The sequence below is a fragment of the Nostoc sp. genome, assembly GCF_036919495.1.
In the GTDB taxonomy this organism is placed as follows: domain Bacteria; phylum Cyanobacteriota; class Cyanobacteriia; order Cyanobacteriales; family Nostocaceae; genus Nostoc.
The window spans coordinates 39,905-61,470 of record NZ_JBALBZ010000027.1 but is presented as its reverse complement, the minus strand read 5'-3'; the positions used below and the strand labels follow the sequence as shown (position 1 = coordinate 61,470).

The following is a 21,566-nucleotide window of genomic DNA, read 5'->3' as shown; positions in this document are numbered from 1 at the left end:
CTACCTGCACAGAGATTTAAAATGGATACCATTGCAATCCCTGTTCTGAATCGCCCAGTAAATGCCACGGTAAAGATTCCTGTTTCTAAAAGTATTACCAATCGGGCATTACTCGTCGCGGACTTAGCGCCAGATGACTCGATTTTAGAAAATGCATTCATTATTTAGTGAAGACTGGCATTTGCTGTCACTGGCTTAAAGGTTCCAGGCATTGTAATAAAAGACTCTGGTTGTACAGCGAAAACTTTTTCCGATTACTTTACTCGATTTTTCCAAATGTTAGAACAATAAAAGGTGAATTGCAATGTCAAATATTCGAGAAGGAATGCCCGTACTTGTCCGTCATGAAGGAGATTGGGTAGGAACTTATACAGTAGTTGATACCGCCGGAAAAATCCTCGATAAGTATGAGTCTCACTTAACTTGTCAATTTCCCGAAAATGGCCCTCATCCCTACTACCAAATCAATCGCTATAAATGGTCTGATGGTAAACAAGAGGAGTATGAATTTCCCGGAAGCTATAAAGATAATAAACTTTGGTTTGACACCGATCGCATAGATGGAAAAGCCTGGGAAGCCGATGATTCACTTGTGATTTTGCAGTTTACTTATAAAACAAACCCAGAGATGAGTTTGTATGAAATGATCTACATTAGCCCTGACAATAACAATCGTGCCCGAACTTGGCATTGGTTTAAGAACAACCAAATCTTTCAACGCACCTTAATTCAAGAAGAACGGCTAAGATAGTAATTTATTCGCTCAGAGATAACCAATCATTATTCTCTAGTCCGCGCAGGCGGACTTTGTTTATGTAGCCACGATTTTCAGTGGTTAGGCTTTCATCTCAAATTTCAACTTAGTAAGGTACACGCATGGCAAAAGGTGACAAAATAAACTTTTCTACTCCTAGTGGTTTCCCAGAATTTCTGCCTAGTGAAAAGCGTCTAGAATTATATTTGCTAGATATCATCCGTAGAGTTTTTGAAAGCTATGGATTTACGCCCATCGAAACACCTGCTGTAGAACGTTTAGAAGTGCTGCAAGCTAAAGGGAATCAAGGCGACAATATCATTTATGGCATTGACCCCATCCTGCCACCAAATCGGCAAGCCGAGAGAGATAAATCGGGTGAAACTGGTTCGGAAGCAAGAGCTTTAAAGTTTGATCAAACAGTTCCTTTAGCAGCGTATATTGCCCGTCACCTGAATGAGTTAACCTTTCCCTTTGCCCGCTACCAAATGGATGTAGTTTTTCGGGGTGAACGAGCAAAAGATGGGCGTTTTCGTCAGTTCCGCCAGTGCGATATTGATGTAGTTGCTCGTCGTGAACTCAGCTTGCTTTATGATGCTCAAATGCCTGCAATTATCACTGAGATATTTGAAGCAATAAATATTGGTGATTTTTTGATTCGCATTAATAATCGTAAAGTCCTTACAGGTTTTTTTAAATCATTAGGAATTACTGAAGATAAAATTAAATCGTGTATTAGTATTGTTGATAATTTAGAAAAAATTGGTGAAACTAAAGTAAAACAAGAGTTAGAGAAAGAGGAAGTTTCAGGAGAACAGACTCAAAAAATTATTGATTTTATTAAAATAGATGGTTCCGTTGATGAAGTATTAGATAAACTTAAGCATCTTGCAGAAAATCTGTCAGAAACCGAGCAATTAAGCCTGGGAATTAGCGAATTAGAAACGGTAATTGTAGGCGTGCGTAATCTCGGAGTTGTCGAAAATCGTTTCTGCATTGATTTATCCATTGCCCGTGGACTTGATTATTATACTGGTACAGTTTACGAAACAACCTTATTAGGACATGAAGCTTTAGGTAGTATCTGTTCTGGCGGGAGATATGAAGAATTAGTTGGAGTATTCTTGGGTGAAAAAATGCCTGGTGTAGGTATTTCTATAGGATTAACTCGCTTAATTAGTCGCTTATTAAAAGCTGGTATTCTTAGTACCTTAGCTGCTACACCAGCCCAGGTAATGGTAGTGAACATGCAAGAAGATTTAATGCCAACTTATTTAAAAGTTTCGCAACGTCTGCGTCAGGCTGGAATTAATGTCATCACTAATTTTGATAAGCGCCCCTTGGGTAAACAATTTCAGCTAGCTGACAAACAAGGAATTCAATTTTGTGTAATTATTGGTTCTGAGGAAGCAGCAGCACAAAAGTCATCGCTGAAAGATTTGAAAACAGGTGAGCAAGTAGAAGTGCTATTAGTAGATTTGGCTGAAGAAGTTAAAAAAAGGCTTGCTTAATAAACTACGAAAGTTCTAAGGGTTGGTTGGGTTGAGGAACAAAATCCAACACGAAGAATCCTTGATTTTGTTGGGTTTCACTTTGTTCAACCCAACCTACAAATATTTTATTGTTTCAGAGTAATAAAATAACGCTAAGGAAGTTGGTCAGTCAAGCAGGAGTTAAGATAGGTTTGATGTAGGGAATTTGGATTGGGTTGCACCTTAATCAAGCAAAAATATATGACAATTCTCAACGCTCGTAATTTATCCTTAGAAGAAGTTCAGCGTCTGTTTGGCTTTCAAGAACAATACAGTGACTTATTTTCTAACTACTTATCTCTGGAACCTCTTACGGAACCAGAACAGCAAGAACTTCTGCAAATTAGAAATGACTTTCGACGCTACCTTACAGCAGGTAAAGTTTCTGAAGGTCAGGTAAAGTTTCTTGCAGTTGCCCCATTATTAAGATTAGCTGGTTTTTATCGCTATCCTATCGAGATTGTTTTGGAGGAAAATATTGCTGATATTGAAGTTGAAGATGAAGATATCAGAATTAAAGGAAGATTTGATATTTTAGCTATTAGTAAAGCTAAATATACAAAACCTCAAACATATTTTTGGGTACTGTTAATTGAATCTAAAAATAGTCAGATTGATATATCAACGGGTTTATCTCAGCTACTCACATACTCTTATAAAAATTTAGATAATAAAAAATCAGTTTGGGGATTAACGACTAACGGTAGAAGTTATCAATTTGTCTATCTCGAACAAGGAAATCCCCCTATTTATTATCTGTTACCAGAATTAAATTTAATGGAAACAGAGCGTTCAAGTCAGTTATTACAAGTTTTAAAAGCAATTTGTCAATTAACTTTGTGATTAAGGCAGTAGGGACTTTCCTGAGTCTCAAGCGATGCCTTGATTCCAGACTACTGTTACTACAATATAATACAATGTAAGGGAAGGGGCTGGGGGTTAGGTCTGAGAGAAAGTTGCACACGGCGTTATGTATTAAAGATTCATGCGGGTTATTGCGCTGTTCTATTTTGGGGCTGCTACAGTTGCAAATCTTTTATCTTGGTTATTTAGTAACGCTTCTAAATCTGCGTCAAAACCATAGGAGACGCGATTAATCGCGTCTGTACAAGAATTACGAATTATGAATTAGCCCGATCGCAATACACTTCACCAAAGCTATGATCGGCATGAATCTCAATCACCATATCAACCACTGTCGCATCTTTTACCAACGGACTGATGAATAATTCCGGGTGAAGCGATCGCCAAAAATAATTGACAAATTGCTCTATCTCTGCATTGCTCATCCCCGATTTACCCGCAGCAATCATCTGCTGTTCTGCTTGTTTGCGCCACTCTAAAGAACAGCGATAATCAGTTGGATATAGCACAATTAAGCTGTCTAATCGCTCCCACAGTGGTAAATAATCGTGGAGGCGATGATTAATATCACGGGCAAATGCTTTATCTTCATCTGTAAGAATTGGCGGTAGTGCAGTGTCAAATACATCTATATTAATTGGTCGCACACCCACAAACCAACCTTCAAATAGTACAATATCTACACCTGTAACGATTTCTGGAGTAGTGCGATCGCCAGCACCTCCAAAAGCAGATTTATCAAAGCGGGGAACCATCACAGGACTTTGCAACTGGCGAATCTGATCTAGTACATTTAAACCTAAATCTACATCGTGGGTTCCTGGTGGGCCGCGCCAAATCAAGCGAGGATCTTGCTGTGTTAAAACCAAGCGATCGCTGTAAGTTTTATATAAGTCATCCAAAGATAAACTCACAGTCCGATATCCCAACCGATCGAGAATCAAACTGAGAACCTTGGACATAGTGGTTTTACCAGTGCCTTGTCCTCCCAATATTCCTTGAATCAGGGGGCGTTTTAACTGTTGGCGCTGCGATGCTAGCTTGATTCCCAAAGGCAGCCACAAGTCCCACAACACCTGTAACATTTGCTGGGGTTCGACTTTGAGGCTAGTTTGGCAGAACTGGCTAAAAGCTGGGAAGACAGATTTTAGTAAATGCGATCGCTTTTCTATCATCTCATCGACATTTTCCGGCGTGATCCCAAAAGCTTTTGCCCTTAACCTATCTGCTAACGCCGCTTCTCTTGTTTCCTGCTTCTCCATCTCCCTTATCTCCCTCATCTCCCACCCTACGATCCCAGCTTAAAGGCTTCGAGAAACAGCCCGTAGATAAAACCAACTTTGAGGAGATTTAGTGAGTCTACTAAGAGCGATCGCCTTTCCAAAAAGCTGCGATGATAAAATATCCTACTGGTAATTTCCGTCAACACTACTAAAAAAGCAGCTACCACAATGTCTAATTCTGCTCGTTGACCGGCTGTAGTGGAAGCTACGTTTGCCAGAAAAAAACCAAACAAAAAACTAATGATTAGCAACGATAGCCGTCGCCAAGGATTTAAAAACCATTGCCCCAAGCGTGTAGCAATGGCATCGAATAAGTTATTGAGACGAGTGTTTTGCATCACATAGACTTCTGAAAAAAAGTCAAGATATCTTGAAATATCTTTTATATTAAGGAGGATATTGGTTTTAACATCGCTTGTTTGTTAATATTATAGATATCTGCTACGCTTTCAGCGTCGATTCAAATTTGCACATCCTATCATGTTTAGGGAAGTATAGCCCCTTAAAAGGCTGCTTATTCTAAGGCAAGATGAAATATGCATCTTAGATTTATCTAAGGGTTTGGCAAAAAACGCCTTGTTGGGGCCACTAGTGGTTTCACGGAATTTTTATTTTTCTTTATACAAATGAATTGGCTGGCTCGGTATCTAATTTTCTTGTTTTTATCCAAGCCTACGGTCAAGACACAAAGCAATGAGTATTTGTACTCCTTGTTTGTCAAACATCAAGGAAATTATTTTCTCCAAATATTTTCTAATCAAAAGGATACTTATAATACATTCGTATCGCTAATTTTAGGAAAGTTTGTATTAGATTACTTTCTATGATTCCCTTTTGGGATAATAGGTTACTATTTGGTCAAGCTTAAACAAAATATTTATTTCTAATAACTATCAATATGAAATTCTCAGTATATCGTAACCTCGGTATTACAGTTTTTTGCTTGGGACTGCTTGTTGCTCTGGTGGGATGCTTTGGAGTGAGCGTATCCCTTGAGTCCACAAACCCAGATACATCTTCACAACCGCCGGCTGAAACTACTCAGTGGGAGAGGGCTTCCTCTACACCCGTTTCACCTGAAAAGGGTATTTCCGCTAGTCTATCTACTCCAGCAACTACCTCAACCAATCAAGTAGAACATAATATTAAAGAGAATACTTATCCTGTCTTGGCAGAGCGTGATAAATCAGCAAGCAAAAGTAAGGATCAAGGAACTTTGCGAATGAGCAATCAAACAAATCAGCCTGTACGGTTGGCTCTACTGGCGCGACAGTCGCTCGCAAAAGGCTCTGGTACTAAACAGGCTAACTATGATGTACCAGCACATTGGGATTTCGCTCCCCAAGAAGGAAGTGAGAAGGGACTAATTTTATCCCTACCTCAGAATAATTTAAAGCTGGAGAAGGGAGATATTTTAGTTGCTTTCGCACAAGATGGTTCCCGTCGTTACTGGGGCCCCTATGTTGTTGGCGAAACTCAATTACCTAAATGGAATTCCCAAAACAGAGAATGGCAACTAGTGCTGAGTCCATAATCGATATTTAGTAGTACTAGCGTGTTGGAGAATGTTTCTTTGGTAACTTGGAACAACTGGCGTTACTGAACGGGAAAAAGTGTAATATTGTTGAATTTAAAACTCCGAAGAACAAAAGATAGATAATCAACGACTATTGAGTAGTGATTGTTGACTATTGACTAATGAGCATGAAATTGAGTGTTAAGCACAATGTTGATCAGTGGTTCAACAAAATAGCAAAGAATCCAGCCCAAGGTGTAACTGTGTCGATTTTATGGTTGATATTGATTGGCTGGATAGCTTTTGGGTGGAACTTGGGCAGTATTGGTTTGATTGATGAGACAGAGCCGTTATTTGCCGAAGCTTCCCGCCAGATGTTCGTCACAGGTGATTGGATTACCCCATTTTTCAATGGTGACACTCGTTTCGATAAACCTGCTTTAATTTACTGGTGTCAGGCGATCGCTTATGCAATTATAGGGGTGAATGAGTGGGCAGTACGCCTTCCTTCAGCGATCGCAGCCTTCGCCTTAGTTTGTTTAGCTTTTTACACCATACAGTGGTATTTCGCTAAACAAGACGAATTAGAGCAAGTTTCACGTCCTACTCGCCGCTACTTCACATCTTTTATAGCAGCAGCCCTCATGGCACTTAATCCCGAAACTATTATTTGGGCGAGAACTGGTGTCTCTGATATGCTGCTCACCGGATGTATGGCATCAGCTTTGTTATGTTTCTTTCTCGGCTATGCAGGGAAAGGAGGAAGTAGGAAGCAGGGAGCAGGGAGCAGGGAGCAGGGGGAAAATTCCTCTTTTCTGCCCCCTGCCCCCTGCCCCTCTGCCTCTTCTGCCCTATTCCCTAATAAGTGGTACTTAGCTTTTTATGTGCTGATTGCTGGCGCAATTTTGACTAAAGGGCCAGTGGGAATTGTTGTACCAGGGCTAATTGTTGCCGCGTTTTTGCTTTACGTGGGAAAATTTCGAGAGGTGTTGCGAGAAATGCGCCTTTTCGTGGGTGTATTGATAATTTTAGGTTTATCAGTGCCCTGGTATGCTTTAGTAATTTGGCGTAATGGCTGGAATTATATTAATGCCTTTTTTGGTTATCATAACCTGGAACGCTTTACAGAAGTAGTTAATGGTCATTCAGCACCTTGGTATTTTTACTTTTTAGTAGTGCTGCTGGGTTTTGCGCCCTACTCAGTGTATTTACCACTTTCTATAGTAAGATTAAAGTTTTGGCAGCGATCGCACTGGCGATCCCTTGAACGTTTTCAGCAATTTGGTTTATTCGCCTGGTTCTGGTTTGCTAGCATCTTTGGCTTTTTCACCGTTGCTGTTACCAAACTCCCTAGCTACGTGTTGCCTTTAATGCCAGCAGCAGCCATCCTGGTAGCCCTGTTGTGGAGTGACTTCTTCCAGGATACAGAGGCTAGGCAAACAATACCTGTTCCCTCCTCTCCCACTCCTCCCATCTCCCCGTCTTTTCTCCGAGTCAGTGGTTGGGTAAATGTAGTATTTTTATCAGTTCTGTCTACAGCACTGTTTAACATAACCCACATATTAGGTACTGATCCAGCTATAAGCAACTTCCACGAACTAATTCAAAGAACTGGTTTACCAGTAATAGCCGGGGTAATGTGGCTAGTTTGTGCCGTTTTAGTTGCGGGTTTATTACTAAGTCGCCAATGGAACCAGGTTATCGCTATTAATTTAATCGGGTTTGTGGCGTTTTTAATTTTTGTTTTAACCCCTGCTTCGTTCTTTATTGATCGAGAACGTCAATTACCCTTAAGGGAGTTGTCTGCGGTCATTCTAGAAGCAAAACAACCAAATGAAGAATTGATCATGCTTGGCTTCAAAAAGCCTACTGTGGTATTTTATAGCCACATTCATGTAAATTATTTAAGATTTCCCCAAGAGGCTATCGAGCATATCAAAAACCAGGCTGCCAAAGGATTAAAACCTGCCTCAGTGCTGCTGTTGGCTGAACAGAAAAAGTTTTTACAAATGGACTTACAGCCAGATGATTACAAGAATTTATCAACCAAGGGTGCTTATAACTTGGTTCGAGTTCCTTTTAAGAAAAAGAAAAGTGAAAAAATGGATATTTCATAAATTGTCATTAGTCATTGGTTATTTGTCCTTTGAGAATAACTAATGACCAATGACTCTATCAACATTTGTGATTGTAACCATTGACAGCTAAAGCGTGATTGATCTGGTTTAATAGGTCTTCCATTGATATCGATCGCGGTAATATTTGGGTAGCGATCGCACCAACAATAGTTTCTATCGATTCCAAACCATTCTTCTTTTGCTTGTCAATTTCCTTGTAAGCTATCCCAGACTGGAAACTGGTTTCTGGGTGATTTAATCGCTGATTCAGTACTAAAATTGGTGGTAATTTATCAGGCGAATCTCCCAATGTTTTCAGTGCTTTTAGCACGTCTTTGTGGATCGTGGATTCTCCTAAACAAATTAGCAGTAAGTCAACGCTTTGGTGGCGAATTTGTTGTAATACTTCTGCCCAACAGGGACTCATCGCCGCTTTGAAGCCTGCTGTTTGTAAGTACTGAATTAAAGCTTGGAACCACTCAGACCCCCGTTCCGCAGTTTCACTGCTAATTGAGCAATTTTTTGCTGTCTGAGAACCCTTAACTTGCTTGCGTCTTATCTGTGGTAAATCACGCAGCATTGTTAAATCTACTACCAAGATGTTAGGAGGACAGCAAATACCAGAAGCAATTTCCAATACTGATAGTAAGGCATTTGTGTTTTCGGTGCGACTATTGTTGTCCCTAGCAAATGGTGTTAAGTAAGGAAATACAGATAATTCTGGTATTTTAGAAGCTATTAGAGTAGTTGCGACATCGCAAGTAACTAGTGGTATAGCCGCCAAACGTGGGTGTTGAATTAGTTGTTGCAGATAAATTTGGGCGGTGGTACTTTCGACATCTAGCAAAATGACATCAAACTGCCATACCCGCGCCAAAAGTTCTGCTTGATCTAGGTCATCTACTTCAATCACTCGGTGTTCTCGAAGTGAGGGGTGGGGATTGACCGATTCCAACTGGGGATTCACCAATCGGAGAATTCGCAGTGGGGTTTTAGTTGGGACAATTGCGCTGTTATTTGACCCTTGCGGCAAAACTGCTGGTGAAGTACATAATTTTTCGAGAACTGGTGCTAAAAGGTGATTCTCTACTGGCAAGCTTAAGAAACCATCGGCTCGGTTAGCAAATGCTTGCTCCTTTTCGGCTGCCGTTGCGGTCACAATTACAGATATATGACGGGTTGCGGTGTCAGATTTTAGTAAAGTCAGCACGTCCCAGCCTGATAGCAAGGGTAGCAAAGGATTCAAAAATATCGCTATTGGTTGCAAGCGCCGAGCTTTTTCGACTGCTTCTGTTCCCGATCGCGCAATCACTACCCGATATCCTAAACCTTTAAGTTGTTCGGTCAAGTCTTCAATATATCGCGCTACTGCCTCGACTACTAAAACCAACCGTTGCGAACTGGCCGGATGATGCTGTGTGGACGTAATAACATGCCCAAGAGCGGCTGCGGAGTTTTCCCGTGTCGATGGGTATCGTGTTTCTTCCTCTTCTCCAATTCCTATATCTGGTTCCAAAAAGCCTGTTTTCGGGGGACTGGGTGGCAGAAGTAGTGTAAACTGGCTACCTTTTCCTTCACGCGATAAGAAGCTAACATCTCCTCCGTGGAGACGAGCCAAGGCCCGAGTTAATACCAGCCCCAAACCAGTACCTTCAAATTGGCGAGTCAGGGGATTTTCTAGTTGTTGGAATTTTTGAAAGATTAAGTGTTGCTGGTGTTCAGGAATCCCAATGCCTGTATCCCAAACTGTAAAGGCAATCCATCCTTCCCAACGACTCACCCGTAGCCCAAGTTCACCAGATATTTCGGTGAATTTAAAGGCGTTGGAAAGTAGGTGTACTAGCATCTGGCGCAAGCGCAATTCATCTGCCACTATCTGGTCTAAACCTAGTTCAATGGAAAGGCAGAATTGGGGAGCAGATGAACGGGCGTTTTGAGTTGGCGAGGCAGATGTAGTTTTGGGAATTTGAGTGTGGATGGCTTTAGCATCTGATAAGGCGCGATCGCACACAGCCTGAATTTTCACCGGAGTTAGCGTCAAATCCATTTGTCCCGTTTCCATCCGGGTCAAATCTAAAATGTCATTAACTACGCTCATTAGGTGGCGTCCGCTTTGATGAATCAGCCCCGCATAACGGGCTTGACGCTCGTTGAGTTCTCCCAACTGCTGATCCACCAGCAACCGCGATAATCCTAAAACGGCAGTTAGGGGAGTTTTGAGTTCATGACTAATACAAGCTAAAAATTCATCTTTCAACCGATTTAGTTGAATTAAATCGGCATTCTTTGCAGCCAGTTCTTTGCAAAGCTGTTGCTGCTCAGTCACATCAGTAGCTAAAACCAACCACAAATCCTCGCTGAGTGCAACCTCAGCTTCAGCACTCATGACTTGAAACTCAGGACTATCTAAGGGAATTTTGGCAAACTGCCAGATTCGCTCCTGACCATTTTGCACTTCGACAACGCAAGTACAAGTACCTACTTGACTATCTAAATAGCAGCGACTGTATACAGGATCTGGTGATGCTTCTTGCTGGGTCAGTTCCTCTTCACCACCATGTTCATTCTCCCTACCATTGGGATAAACCTTGATGCTTCGTTGGGTGACATATTCTGGTTTTTCGGAGCGGTTAGAGACAAGTATTGCCTCCACCTGTTGCCTAACTCCTTCTGGATCTTTCAAGGCTCCTAATTGCTCCCACCAGGCGGGATTTCGTGCTACCACTTCGCCAGTACCCGTTTGCAACATCAAAGGCCAAGGCAGTCTTTCTAGCAACTGTACCAGTGGCTGGTGTCCCAATGACTTGGGTTGATTTGGCGGCTGTACACGAGTACCATACTCATGGCGAGGCTCAGAACTTTGTAACCCAGCCATGCGTTCCTTAGCCAGCGATCGCAACAGGCGGGAACTATCTAGCAACCCCAAATATTGACCATCAGAGTCAATCAGCGCCCAATCTAAGTTCTGCTTTTCGACTTGTGCATAACTCAAGTGCAAGCCTAATTGCTCTACACGCTCAGAAGCTGATATTGTCTGTATTGGCTCAATTAGACCTTGACCCCAGATAGAGAGTGATTGGTGTAAATTTAGATTTTTATCGTCACTATGTGCTAATAATTTTTGGATTAAACGGGCAGAATACAGCAATCCGATGGGGCAGTGATGTTGATTCACTACTACCAAGCGATCGCACTGCTCTTGCTCAAAAATCTCCAACACCACTGCTAGAGAACTTGTTTGGGGGCAGCTAGGTACGGTTGCCTGAAAGTCATAAAGCGGGTAATCTAGCATTAACATAGGGCTTTTGGGGTCATTCTTCCTGTGGAACCCTCCGGCATTTCCATCTGCCAAATGTTGATGGTGTTTTCGCCTGAAGCCATATCCTCTAAGAAGACTCATATAAGCAACTCTGGTTATTTCAACGCCATAAAAAAACGGGATTTCCCCTCACGGGCACTTTTGCGTCCTTTATATTTTTCTAAGAGGCGACGTTTCTAAGTTCTAGCAACTAGCCTCCCCAGTGTCTTACTGGTATTTAAACTCCTCATCGATAGCGACAGCTAAAACAATTATGGCCCCAAAGAATCGCTTTAGAACCTTGAGGAATTATAATGATTTAGAATGGGACAATCCTTTAAGTTCGTTTAAGTATCTTATCAAGGAGCAAAATTAAAAAATCTATCTATTTATATACATAGATATGCAAATAATAGATTAGCTACTGTGTCTTGCTATGCCGACAAATACCTCATCATCAAAGACCTACTAAGTCTAATTACTCAGTTGCTGCACTAAGTTGTTGAGTGGCTAGGGGCCGCAAGGCGGAAGTCAAAAGTCAAAATTTTTGTATGTCGAGGCTTTTGCAAGTTTTAAAATGGTAGCTTGATTTACGCCACGCTGTACTAGCACTACCTGCTAACATAGAGCGTTATTTTGGTGTGTAATTACCAGTTTCCTGCACAGCTAGTATTCCCTTAGAAACGTTAGCCAAAGTTATCAGCCCACGTTTCTTGGTCAGGGCGATCTAGGAGATAGATTTAAGAATAAATGTTATTACCGATATTGATTCTGCAAACTGATGTTAACAAATGTTTAAATAATCTAGTTGATTTACACAACCAAAAAGGTTGGAGCAGATGGGTGTGGAAATTTATTGACGCGATTATTGCCCAATTTTGCTATCCACCCGTTGTTGCAACTACCTCTGGAAAAATTAACTATTTACCAAATTTGCTGCAACAGAATTTAAACCAACTATACACAGACAAGTACATCTATGTATTTGCCAGTCACATCCAAAAAAGCCAACAGCTTTTCCAGGAGATGACTCCAGCAGAAAGGCAAGGATTATTAAGACACCTTAAATCAGATTACAGCTTGATTCTTATAAACTATTTTACCACAGATAAAACACTCAAAGAAAAAATTGATAAATTTATCAATACTATATTTTATGCGAATATTCCTGTGCCCCAAATCATCGAAATTCACATGGAGATAATTGAAGAATTTTCTAACCAGCTAAAATTAGAAGGCAGGAGCAACGAAGCGTTACTTGATTATCGTCTTACGTTGATAGATATCCTGGCTCACCTATGCGAACTCTACAGAAGTTCGATTTCTAGATAAATTAAAATTATCAATGTTGAACTTAGCAAAAGCTACCTCTGTTAATCACGCACAATCTGTAAACAAATATTGTATTTATATTCTCATGACTAGCTTGTATGTATATGGATAAAGCCAGAAAAACCTACGTTCTCAAACTTTACGTAGCAGGGAATACCCCTAATTCAGTCCGGGCATTAAAAACACTCAAAAATATTTTAGAGCAGGAGTTTAAAGGGGTTTATGCTTTAAAAGTGATCGATGTACTAAAAAGCCCGCAATTGGCAGAAGAAGATAAAATATTGGCGACGCCAACATTATCTAAAATTTTGCCTCCACCCGTTCGCAAAATTATCGGGGATCTTTCAGATAGGGAGAGAGTATTAATTGGATTAGATTTGCTTTATGAAGAACTGAGTGAAGGAGATTTTGAAGAGGAAAATAATTAATACTCCAAGAAACCATTTATACAGTATTTTTTAACTGTATAGGGGAGCATGTTTACAAGTAGCCTCGCCAAAATAGAGTCAGAAATTTAGTCATAAAAAACAGTTTTTAATACCCTTTTGTTATCAAGCAATGAGTGAAACAGAGCAAGTAAAACCAAAAAAAACACCGAAAATTGGAGGTGTAGAAAAAATTCGCACGATGATCGAAGGGTTTGACGATATTAGTCATGGTGGTTTACCAATTGGTAGAACTACCTTGATTAGTGGCACTTCCGGTACAGGCAAAACTTTATTCTCTCTTCAGTTTCTCTATAACGGCATCACCTACTTTGACGAAGCAGGAGTATTTGTTACTTTTGAAGAATCACCCAGTGATATTATTAAAAACGCTCATGTTTTTGGGTGGAATCTGCCACGCCTAATTGAAGAAGGCAAGTTGTTTATTCTTGATGCATCTCCCGATCCTGAAGGACAGGATATAGTTGGTAATTTTGATCTATCTGCACTAATTGAGCGATTGCAATATGCGATTCGCAAATACAAAGCTAAACGAGTTTCAATCGACTCAATAACAGCAGTATTTCAGCAGTATGAAGCGATGGGAGTAGTCCGGCGCGAGATTTTCCGCCTAGTAGCACGTCTCAAACTACTCAATGTCACTACTATTATTACAACTGAACGTAGTGAAGAATATGGCCCCGTTGCCTCTTTTGGAGTGGAAGAATTTGTTTCCGATAATGTAGTAATTGTTCGCAACGTTTTAGAAGGAGAACGCCGCCGTCGCACAACTGAAATTCTCAAGTTGCGCGGTACAACTCACATGAAAGGCGAGTATCCCTTCACGATTACTAATGAAGGGGTTAACATCTTCCCACTAGGAGCAATGCGTTTGACTCAACGCTCTTCTAATGTCAGGGTATCTTCTGGTGTCAAAATTTTAGATGAAATGTGCGGTGGTGGTTTCTTTAAAGATTCGATTATTTTGGCAACAGGAGCCACAGGGACTGGTAAAACCCTGTTAGTAAGTAAGTTTATTCAAGATGGTTGTCTCAATGGAGAACAAGCAATATTATTTGCTTACGAAGAATCACGCGCCCAACTATCTCGTAATGCTTCCTCTTGGGGAATTGATTTTGAAGAATTAGAACATCAGGGTTTACTGAAAATAATTTGTACTTATCCCGAATCAACTGGTTTAGAAGACCACTTACAAATTATAAAATCAGAAATTGCTGTATTCAAACCAGCCCGGATAGCCATTGACTCCCTATCAGCATTAGCTAGAGGAGTCAGCAATAATGCATTTCGGCAGTTTGTAATTGGTGTGACGGGTTATGCTAAACAAGAAGAAATTACTGGTTTCTTTACTAACACAACTGACCAATTTCTGGGAGCGCATTCCATTACTGACTCTCATATTTCCACGATCACCGATACAATTATCATGTTACAGTACGTAGAAATTCGTGGAGAAATGTCGCGGGCAATTAACGTATTTAAAATGAGAGGCTCTTGGCATGATAAGGGCATTCGTGAGTATAATATTACTGCTGACGGGCCCGATATTAAAGATTCATTCCGAAACTACGAACGGATTATTAGCGGTGCTCCTACTCGCGTTAGTATCGATGAAAAGGCGGAACTTTCTCGCATTGTTAGACGTTTTGAAGACAAACAGAGTTCCGAACCCTAAATTTAGTATCGTAGTATATTCTTTCCTAAATTTAGTATCGTGCTATATTCTGTGGTGAAGAAAGGTTTTCTGCCGCTAGATTGATTTTCGTGTGAGGGATGCGGTGAAAGGACAGCAATTATTCCATAGCTTATTGCCTGGTGTGACAGCAGCAGTTTTAACAACTCAGCCGACTTGGGCTGGTACTGTAAAACTAACTGGGGTACAGCTGGCCTCTTCTCCTAGTGTTTTGACTTCTACTTATGGTCAAGACTTAGTTGGGGGGGTTCTGAACACGCAATTGCATTACGGTGCAAATGTTAGTGTTCCAACCCTAGTACCTGCTTTCGGTTTCACTAAACTTAGTATGAAGCCTTTAAGTAATAACAGTATTCCAGTGTTTACGGATGAAAATACTGTTGTGCCAATAAAACAAGTACTTAAGAAAGATAAAGGTAGATTTTTCAGTTTGACACCTACCTCTAATGCTTCCCAACAGCTTGCTGTCAGCCGTTCTGCTCAAAATAACCAAAAAAACAGTAATTCAAGCGCTTATGGGCAAAAATCAAAGAGCATAGTAGTTCCCAACTACACTTCAAAACCCTCTTCTGTCCAAAAAGAAATTTTGTCCCTGTCTTCTTTCCAGCAGCCAGTGGTTCAAAAGATAAATACTGTTACTCAGTCGCAGACATTTTTACAAACTTCAGCTACAGGTGTAGGATCAGCAAAACTGTTGTCAGCGCAACAATGTCCACAGGAGTTAGGGAAAAGCAAAACTGATTCCTCAGATGCTTTAGTACTGATTTCAAGTCTTTGCTCACAACAAAATGCTGCTGGCTTACGCATTGCTCAGAGTAATACCCCAATTCCGACAGATTCGACGCCAACTCCCACTGCACCGGAAACCGTAATTCCTACGCCAGAGGGTTCAGTGCAACCGACCACAGTGCCAGAAACCGTAATTCCTACGCCAGGGAGTTCGGTGCAACCTTCCACAGTGCCGAGAAGCATAACTCCTGCCCCATCAGGGCCAGTGCAAATTCCACAGAACCTGATTCCTAGCTCAAATCCCCTGCAATTTCCCACCAAACCAGAGGAAGTGAGACTTCAGGGAAATCAGCCGATTACTTTGGCACAGGCTCTAGAGCTAGCACGGCGGAATAATCGGGATTTACAGGTGTCTCTATTAGAGCTAGAACGCAATCGAGCGGTTCTACGAGAGGCGCAATCTGCTTTGTTGCCCACTCTCAACGTTAGCACGGGTCTTACTCGCAGTCAGTCTTCTAGTAGTCAGCTTCAAGACGAATTAAGTGCGCGAAATGGCTTTCCTTCTAACCAAGATAAACCCAGTACATCTTTTTCTGGTCAAGCACAACTGTCGTATAACATTTATACTTCTGGGAGAGTCCAAGCTAATGTCAGAGCGGCTGAAGAACAGTTACGTTACTATGAGTTGGCTGTAGAAACTCAGTCTGAGACAATCCGTCTGAATGTTGCCACTGACTACTACAATCTGCAACAAGCCGATGAACAAGTACGCATTAGCCAGTCGGCTGTGGTGAACTCTGAGGCTAGTTTGCGTGATGCAGAAGCTTTAGAGCGAGCTGGGGTTGGTACGCGGTTTGATGTGTTGCGATCGCAGGTGAATTTAGCAAATGCCCAACAAAATTTGACTAATGCTAGATCGCAGCAGGAAATTGCCCGTCGTCAATTAGCAACTCGGATAAGTTTGCCGCAGGTGGTAAATATCAGTGCAGCCGATCCTGTACAATTAGCTGGTCTTTGGAACCCAACACTAGAACAAAGTATTGTGCTGGCTTATCAAAATCGTCCAGAATTGCAACAGCAGTTAGCACAACGCAATACTTATGAGCAACAGCGTAAGCAGGCTCTTGCGGAACTGGGGCCTCAAGTTAGTTTGGTCGCTAGCTACAACCTGCAAGATCAGTTCAATGATAATGTCAGTGCTACTGATGGTTATTCATTCGGAGTTCAGGCAAGCCTAAATTTGTTTGATGGAGGAGCAGCCAGAGCAAGGGCAGCTCAGTCTAGAGCTAATATTGCGATCGCAGAAACTCAATTTGCCGAACAGCGCAACCAAATTCGCTTTCAGGTAGAACAAGCCTATTCTACCCAGCAATCTAGATTAGAGAATGTTCAAACCGCTAATACCGCTTTAGAACAAGCTAGGGAAGCTCTACGTTTAGCGCGTTTGCGATTCCAAGCTGGTGTAGGTACTCAAACTGATGTCATTAACTCTGAAAACGACCTCACACAAGCTGAAGGTAATCGAGTTACAGCAATTTTGGATTACAACCGTGCTTTAGCTCAGTTACAACGGTCTGTTACCCTCAGAGCATTACGCTAGTGCCCCTTTGGGGAAGTCAAAAGTCAAAAGTCAAAAGTTAAAAGTCACCATGCTTTGATTTTGGGCTTTCTGGCTGTAATGAAATGGGAAGTTGATTTCCGCCGACCTGTATTTTCAATTAAAAATTCTAAAAGCCTCATTTTTCAATAATTACATTGAAGAATGAGGCTTTTAGCATCGGTGAGAGCTTAAAGCCTCTTTCTTGCCATCGTCGCAATGTCGCTCTGACTGTATGTTGATGACACTCAAATATCTTGGCAATCACTGCTACTTTCCAACCTTGGGCATTTAATCGCTACATCTGCGCTCGGTCACGGGTTCGTTTAGGAACACATCCAGCATGACGCAATTCATTTAGGGTCGAGTCTTCTTCCGGGCTGAGAATTATACGTAGAGGTGCTGGCATAGCAAGGTGATTGAATAGCTTTTCTATTTTATATTTAATTACAACCATCTACTTAGTTGAAACAAAAAGTGCTAAAAAGCTTAATTCATCGAACCGCCATCTCTACGAGAGGCTGACGCCAACGCGCTTCGCGTCTCGCAGAGAAGACGCCTTTACTTCCCTACGGGACGCTGCGCGAACGGAACGCTACGCGAACGCGCAGCGTCTCGTTAGAGAAGAACGCCTTCGCGCAGCGTCTCGTAGAGAAGAATCCTAGAGTTTGCGTAAGTCCTATTTCTTTATGTGTGCTGGTAATAGGTTAACTGGGATTTAAGCTTGTGTTAAGGTACAAGCCAACAAAAAAGATACCAGCTAGACATACCCAAGTTAATCAACCCTGTCCCAATCCCCAATCCCTATTATCTGCTTTGGCTACGAGTATTAAACCACTCTTCTGCTTTATCCAAACTATAGAATAGTTCGCAATCGCAACCAAATAAACGCTTCCCAGATCCTTTCAAAATTATTCGTTTTAGTAGGGATTCTATACTAGGAGAAGTAACCATAGCTATTCCCAAGCAATATTTCTCAAGTTCTTGCTTGTGTACACGCAGCCACTCACCCTCCATTTTTTCGCCAGCTTTTGATTTTCGAGGTTTACCACTCAGGTATTGAAAAGCAAAGCCTATGCGCTCTTGATGATTGATGAGATTTGTAAAGCGAGCAAGATAATTTTGAGTATCTTGTTCAGTCACTTCCTCACCAATTTGGATTAGACAATATGACTGTTCTCGGTTGTCGATTATATTGACCATAGATTTTTGTATGTTACTATTTATGGGAATTTCAGACTTATTAGCAAAATATTTAGATGTAAAAAGGTATTCTCAGGTTGCTAACTGGCTCTTATCCATTTTTACCGAAATCATTGCCTTTGACTGGGCTTGATCTCTTTCAATGGGAATATATTTATCACTGTAGAACTCAGTTTTTGTCTGATCCCACTGAATACCCTTGCCCAAAAAAAAGCCAGGAAGCTTAGGTAAATAGTGAAGAAGTAATGCACCAAATTGCTTACTTGCCTCTGTGTGCAGTCGATTTAAAACAGTTTCGACTTGCTGAACGTTGAGAGAACTAGGTTTAGATGGTTTATTCATAGCGATCGCAGGTTTTCATGGCTAGCTTCAATTCATGAGAGCTTTCAATCAAAATTGAAATGTTACTGAACCAATCACAGTAAATGGTTCGCCAAAATCATTGCCTCTGACTGGGTTATCACTAACGGTTGCAATGTAATTGGCATCGAACAGATTCTTAAAATTCAAACCAAATCGCCAATTATTGCGGCGATAAAACAGCCCTGCATTGGTGACAAAGTAACTATCAGCTTGAAAAGTATTTGGTAATCCCCCCTCTCGTTCGCCTACATAGTTAAATCCCAGTCCGAAGCCTAACCCGTGCAAATCGCCAGCTTGAATTTCATAAGTTGTCCACAAACCGGCGCTGTGCTTTGGAATACCTGGTAATCTGCTGCCAACGGAATTTATATTTGTGTCTTTTGTAACTTCCGCATCCGTGTAAGCATAGGAGGCAATGATATTCCATCCAGGTAAGATTTCCCCAGTAATATCCAGTTCCACCCCTCGGCTTTGTTGTTCGCCAGTAGCAAGAGAGGAGCCAAAATTAACGGGATCGGCAACCGCAACATTTTGCTTTGTGATATCAAAGTATGACAAGGTTGCGAAAAGTTTGCTTCTGAGCAAATCTGCTTTCACACCTACTTCGTAACCTTCTCCTGTTTCAGGTTCTAAGGGAGAATCACTTGCGGTTCTTCCTGTGTTGGGATTGAACGATCGCGAATAGCTAGCGTAGAGTGAAAATTCTGGTATGACTCGATAAAGAATCCCGAATCGAGGTGATATAGCATCATTGCTTTGCGATTGCTCGCTACCATTGATATTGTTAGTTACTGTCTGCTCTACGGTGTCATAGCGAAATCCTGCTAATAAAAACAAGTTATCGACTAGCGTTACCTGATCTTGTGCGTATACACCGAGCCTTTTGGTGTTGGTACTAGTATCACTGAAAAGAGGCAATGTACTCGGATTGGGTTCAGGGCCATAAATAGGATTAAAAATATTAATAGTATCGAAGCCACTAAAACCAAACTTAGTCGTACCGCTCTCGTCACTATCATTAAGGTCAACACCTACCACAAGAGTATGCTTAATGGAACCTGTGGTTAATTTTCCGACTACATTTGTCTGAAGTGAGTAATCTTTTGTGGTGTCGTCTTGGTCAGCAAAGAAACGAGTCAGTGTTCCTGTTGTGCCATCAAAATTGAAAGGCAGTGCTAAAGGACTGTAATCGTAGCTGTAAGACATATACCGAAAGGCATTGCGGATTGTCCAATTGTCGCTAAATTTATGCTCTAAATTGTAGCCAACGCTGAGGTAAGTATTCTCGATAGTGTCGTTGGGATTATTACTAACGCGGCTACGAGGAACGTTAACAATTCCGTTGTTCGAGGCCACGATACCAAAGTCAGCAGGGCCATTATCCTTGGTGTATTCTAAGTTGAAAGTTAAATTGGTGCGATCGCCTATTTTCCAGGTAACAATCGGTGCTACAGAAAAGCGATCAATATCATTGTCGTAGTTCCGAAAGCTCTCACTATATTGGTATAAAGCATTCAGTCGATAAAGAACCTTGCCATCGGTTGTCAATGGGCCGGAAATATCAAAGCGAGGACGCACAAATGGTTGGCTACCTACTTGCAGTTCAGCTTCATAAAATGGTTCAGCTAGTGGTTGCTTGGAAACTAGGTTAATTACACCCCCTGGATCAATCTCGCCGTAGAGAATAGAAGCTGGCCCTTTGAGAACTTCAACACGCTCCAAATTGGAAAGTTCTGGAAACCCTTGGCTTCCGTATACCCTAAAGCCATCTCGCAACACAGGGACACTAGCTGAATACGCCTGTGCGCCAAACCCTCGCAAACTAAACCTAATACCTCGATTGTCATTATTTCCCGCAAATGTGACACCACTCACATTACGAAGTGCTTCATCCAAACGAGTGATTTGCTGGTCTTTAATCACCTGTTGGGGAATCACTTGAATAGATGCCGGAATATCCCTCATCGGGGTATCAGTTCTGGTTGCAGAAGCAGCATCGGGGACAAGATAACCGTCTTGCTCACCTGCCACAACCAGTTCAATCGGTTCATCAGTTTGTGCCGATGGTTTCTCTGATGGGGTTTGATTCTCTGGTTGTGGTGGAATGGGTCGCGTTTGTGCCGAAGATGCAACAGGTGTCAGTCCCAATATCAAACCTTCATCACTATCAAACAACTCTATAACTGGCACACCCGTTTCACCTATCACCGTCACCCGGATAGTATTACTGTCTTGATTAGTAACAGTTATTTCACTAATCCCAACAACAGGTTTTTGGGAGCGGAATGTAAACGCATCGCCATTGGGTAAACGCAGTTGCGCGTTAGGGATAAGCTAATCGTCATTCATTTTTCCAGACTGATTCGCTTGTAGTAACGGCTTCAGCCCTGGTGTTATGCAACTTAAATGCTCATCAGCTTATCAGCAATAAAGTTATTGCCAGCACTACGATTTGTAATTTGCAGCTGTTGCCCAAAGGAAGTTTGTAAAATCACCTCTACACCTTTGTCGGTAGAATTGGCTTTCACTCCCGTCACTTGCACAACTTCTGAAGTCGGCGCTGCTTGTGCCGTTGGCGATATTAACTCTTGAGCGCTGGTGCTAAAAAATTCTCCTTCACCCAGTCGTGGAATCTCTCTAATCGATCTGGAATCACGTAGTACTGACGCAACAGATTTACCTTGTGCTTGTTTGTTTACTTCTTGAGCAATAGCACTTATTGCAATGTAGAACCAAATAAAGCTTGTGGCCAAAAGAATCTTTAATATTTGCTTCAATACCATTTACACTCCTACATCCCGACTTGCTATTACTCTTAATCAAGCAGCAAATAGCTGTT

At 41.5% G+C, this 21,566-nt stretch carries 18 protein-coding genes and 1 pseudogene; 10 read left to right on the top strand and 9 right to left on the bottom strand.

Annotated features, from left to right (window positions below):
- Positions 1–21 precede the first annotated feature (21 nt).
- The 4 genes from V7K25_RS03440 to V7K25_RS03425 all read left to right on the top strand — a co-directional run bounded on the left by V7K25_RS03440 (position 22) and on the right by V7K25_RS03425 (position 3,129).
- The gene (locus V7K25_RS03440) at positions 22–168 is read left to right on the top strand and encodes a hypothetical protein (RefSeq protein WP_335155077.1); all 147 of its coding nucleotides are present in this window, start codon (positions 22–24) and stop codon (positions 166–168) included.
- 136 nt (positions 169–304) lie between these two features.
- Positions 305–751 carry a DUF3598 family protein gene (locus tag V7K25_RS03435; RefSeq protein WP_335155075.1) on the top strand — a complete coding sequence of 149 codons (447 nt, stop codon included), beginning with the start codon at positions 305–307 and terminating at the stop codon, positions 749–751.
- A gap of 125 nt (positions 752–876) precedes the next feature.
- Positions 877–2,265 carry a histidine--tRNA ligase gene (gene hisS, locus V7K25_RS03430; RefSeq protein ID WP_335155073.1) on the top strand — a complete coding sequence of 463 codons (1,389 nt, stop codon included), beginning with the start codon at positions 877–879 and terminating at the stop codon, positions 2,263–2,265.
- 222 nt (positions 2,266–2,487) lie between these two features.
- Entirely contained in the window at positions 2,488–3,129 is a 642-nt protein-coding gene (locus V7K25_RS03425; RefSeq protein WP_335155070.1) for a restriction endonuclease subunit R, read from the top strand.
- 278 nt (positions 3,130–3,407) lie between these two features.
- Here the strand turns inward: V7K25_RS03425 and V7K25_RS03420 are convergent, their stop codons facing one another.
- Together V7K25_RS03420 and V7K25_RS03415 are read right to left on the bottom strand one after the other, a co-directional pair.
- Positions 3,408–4,412: a glycerate kinase gene (locus V7K25_RS03420; protein ID WP_335155069.1), complete on the bottom strand. Its 1,005-nt coding sequence runs from the start codon at positions 4,410–4,412 to the stop codon at positions 3,408–3,410.
- Positions 4,413–4,438: 26 nt separating this feature from the next.
- Positions 4,439–4,771 (bottom strand): DUF565 domain-containing protein, encoded by a 333-nt coding sequence (locus tag V7K25_RS03415; protein ID WP_335155067.1) that lies wholly within the window; start codon positions 4,769–4,771, stop codon positions 4,439–4,441.
- Between the two features lie 560 nt (positions 4,772–5,331).
- Between V7K25_RS03415 and V7K25_RS03410 the strand changes: the two genes are divergently transcribed.
- Together V7K25_RS03410 and V7K25_RS03405 are read left to right on the top strand one after the other, a co-directional pair.
- Positions 5,332–5,967, top strand: a complete 636-nt coding sequence (locus tag V7K25_RS03410) for a hypothetical protein (RefSeq protein ID WP_335155065.1) — start codon at positions 5,332–5,334, stop codon at positions 5,965–5,967.
- Between the two features lie 164 nt (positions 5,968–6,131).
- Positions 6,132–8,066: an ArnT family glycosyltransferase gene (locus V7K25_RS03405; protein WP_335155063.1), complete on the top strand. Its 1,935-nt coding sequence runs from the start codon at positions 6,132–6,134 to the stop codon at positions 8,064–8,066.
- Between the two features lie 58 nt (positions 8,067–8,124).
- On the opposite strand, the gene V7K25_RS03400 is transcribed toward V7K25_RS03405, so the two are convergent.
- Positions 8,125–11,364: an ATP-binding protein gene (locus tag V7K25_RS03400; RefSeq protein WP_335155099.1), complete on the bottom strand. Its 3,240-nt coding sequence runs from the start codon at positions 11,362–11,364 to the stop codon at positions 8,125–8,127.
- Between the two features lie 750 nt (positions 11,365–12,114).
- Between V7K25_RS03400 and V7K25_RS03395 the strand changes: the two genes are divergently transcribed.
- The 4 genes from V7K25_RS03395 (at position 12,115) to V7K25_RS03380 (ending at position 17,164) form a co-directional block, all read left to right on the top strand.
- On the top strand, positions 12,115–12,696 hold the full coding sequence (locus V7K25_RS03395) for a KaiA family protein (protein ID WP_335155061.1): 582 nt from the start codon (positions 12,115–12,117) through the stop codon (positions 12,694–12,696).
- A gap of 104 nt (positions 12,697–12,800) precedes the next feature.
- Positions 12,801–13,124 carry a circadian clock protein KaiB gene (kaiB, locus tag V7K25_RS03390; protein WP_109012544.1) on the top strand — a complete coding sequence of 108 codons (324 nt, stop codon included), beginning with the start codon at positions 12,801–12,803 and terminating at the stop codon, positions 13,122–13,124.
- 130 nt (positions 13,125–13,254) lie between these two features.
- Complete coding sequence (gene kaiC, locus V7K25_RS03385) at positions 13,255–14,817, top strand: circadian clock protein KaiC (protein WP_335155059.1); 1,563 nt, start codon at positions 13,255–13,257, stop codon at positions 14,815–14,817.
- Positions 14,818–14,920: 103 nt separating this feature from the next.
- Complete coding sequence (locus tag V7K25_RS03380) at positions 14,921–17,164, top strand: TolC family protein (RefSeq protein ID WP_335155057.1); 2,244 nt, start codon at positions 14,921–14,923, stop codon at positions 17,162–17,164.
- Between the two features lie 136 nt (positions 17,165–17,300).
- Here V7K25_RS03380 and V7K25_RS31530 read toward each other — a convergent pair.
- The 6 genes and pseudogenes from V7K25_RS31530 to V7K25_RS03355 form a co-directional block, all read right to left on the bottom strand.
- Positions 17,301–17,447 (bottom strand): annotated as a pseudogene (locus V7K25_RS31530) (helix-turn-helix domain-containing protein); the annotation flags it as partial.
- 12 nt (positions 17,448–17,459) lie between these two features.
- Complete coding sequence (locus tag V7K25_RS03375) at positions 17,460–17,618, bottom strand: hypothetical protein (RefSeq protein WP_335155055.1); 159 nt, start codon at positions 17,616–17,618, stop codon at positions 17,460–17,462.
- Between the two features lie 350 nt (positions 17,619–17,968).
- Complete coding sequence (locus tag V7K25_RS03370; RefSeq protein WP_335155053.1) at positions 17,969–18,364, bottom strand: hypothetical protein; 396 nt, start codon at positions 18,362–18,364, stop codon at positions 17,969–17,971.
- Positions 18,365–18,436: 72 nt separating this feature from the next.
- On the bottom strand, positions 18,437–18,706 hold the full coding sequence (locus tag V7K25_RS03365; protein ID WP_335155051.1) for a hypothetical protein: 270 nt from the start codon (positions 18,704–18,706) through the stop codon (positions 18,437–18,439).
- 48 nt (positions 18,707–18,754) lie between these two features.
- Positions 18,755–21,043 (bottom strand): TonB-dependent siderophore receptor, encoded by a 2,289-nt coding sequence (locus tag V7K25_RS03360; protein WP_442948055.1) that lies wholly within the window; start codon positions 21,041–21,043, stop codon positions 18,755–18,757.
- 86 nt (positions 21,044–21,129) lie between these two features.
- A complete protein-coding gene (locus V7K25_RS03355) occupies positions 21,130–21,510 on the bottom strand; it encodes a hypothetical protein (RefSeq protein WP_335155047.1) in 381 nt (126 codons plus the stop codon).
- Positions 21,511–21,566 lie beyond the last annotated feature (56 nt).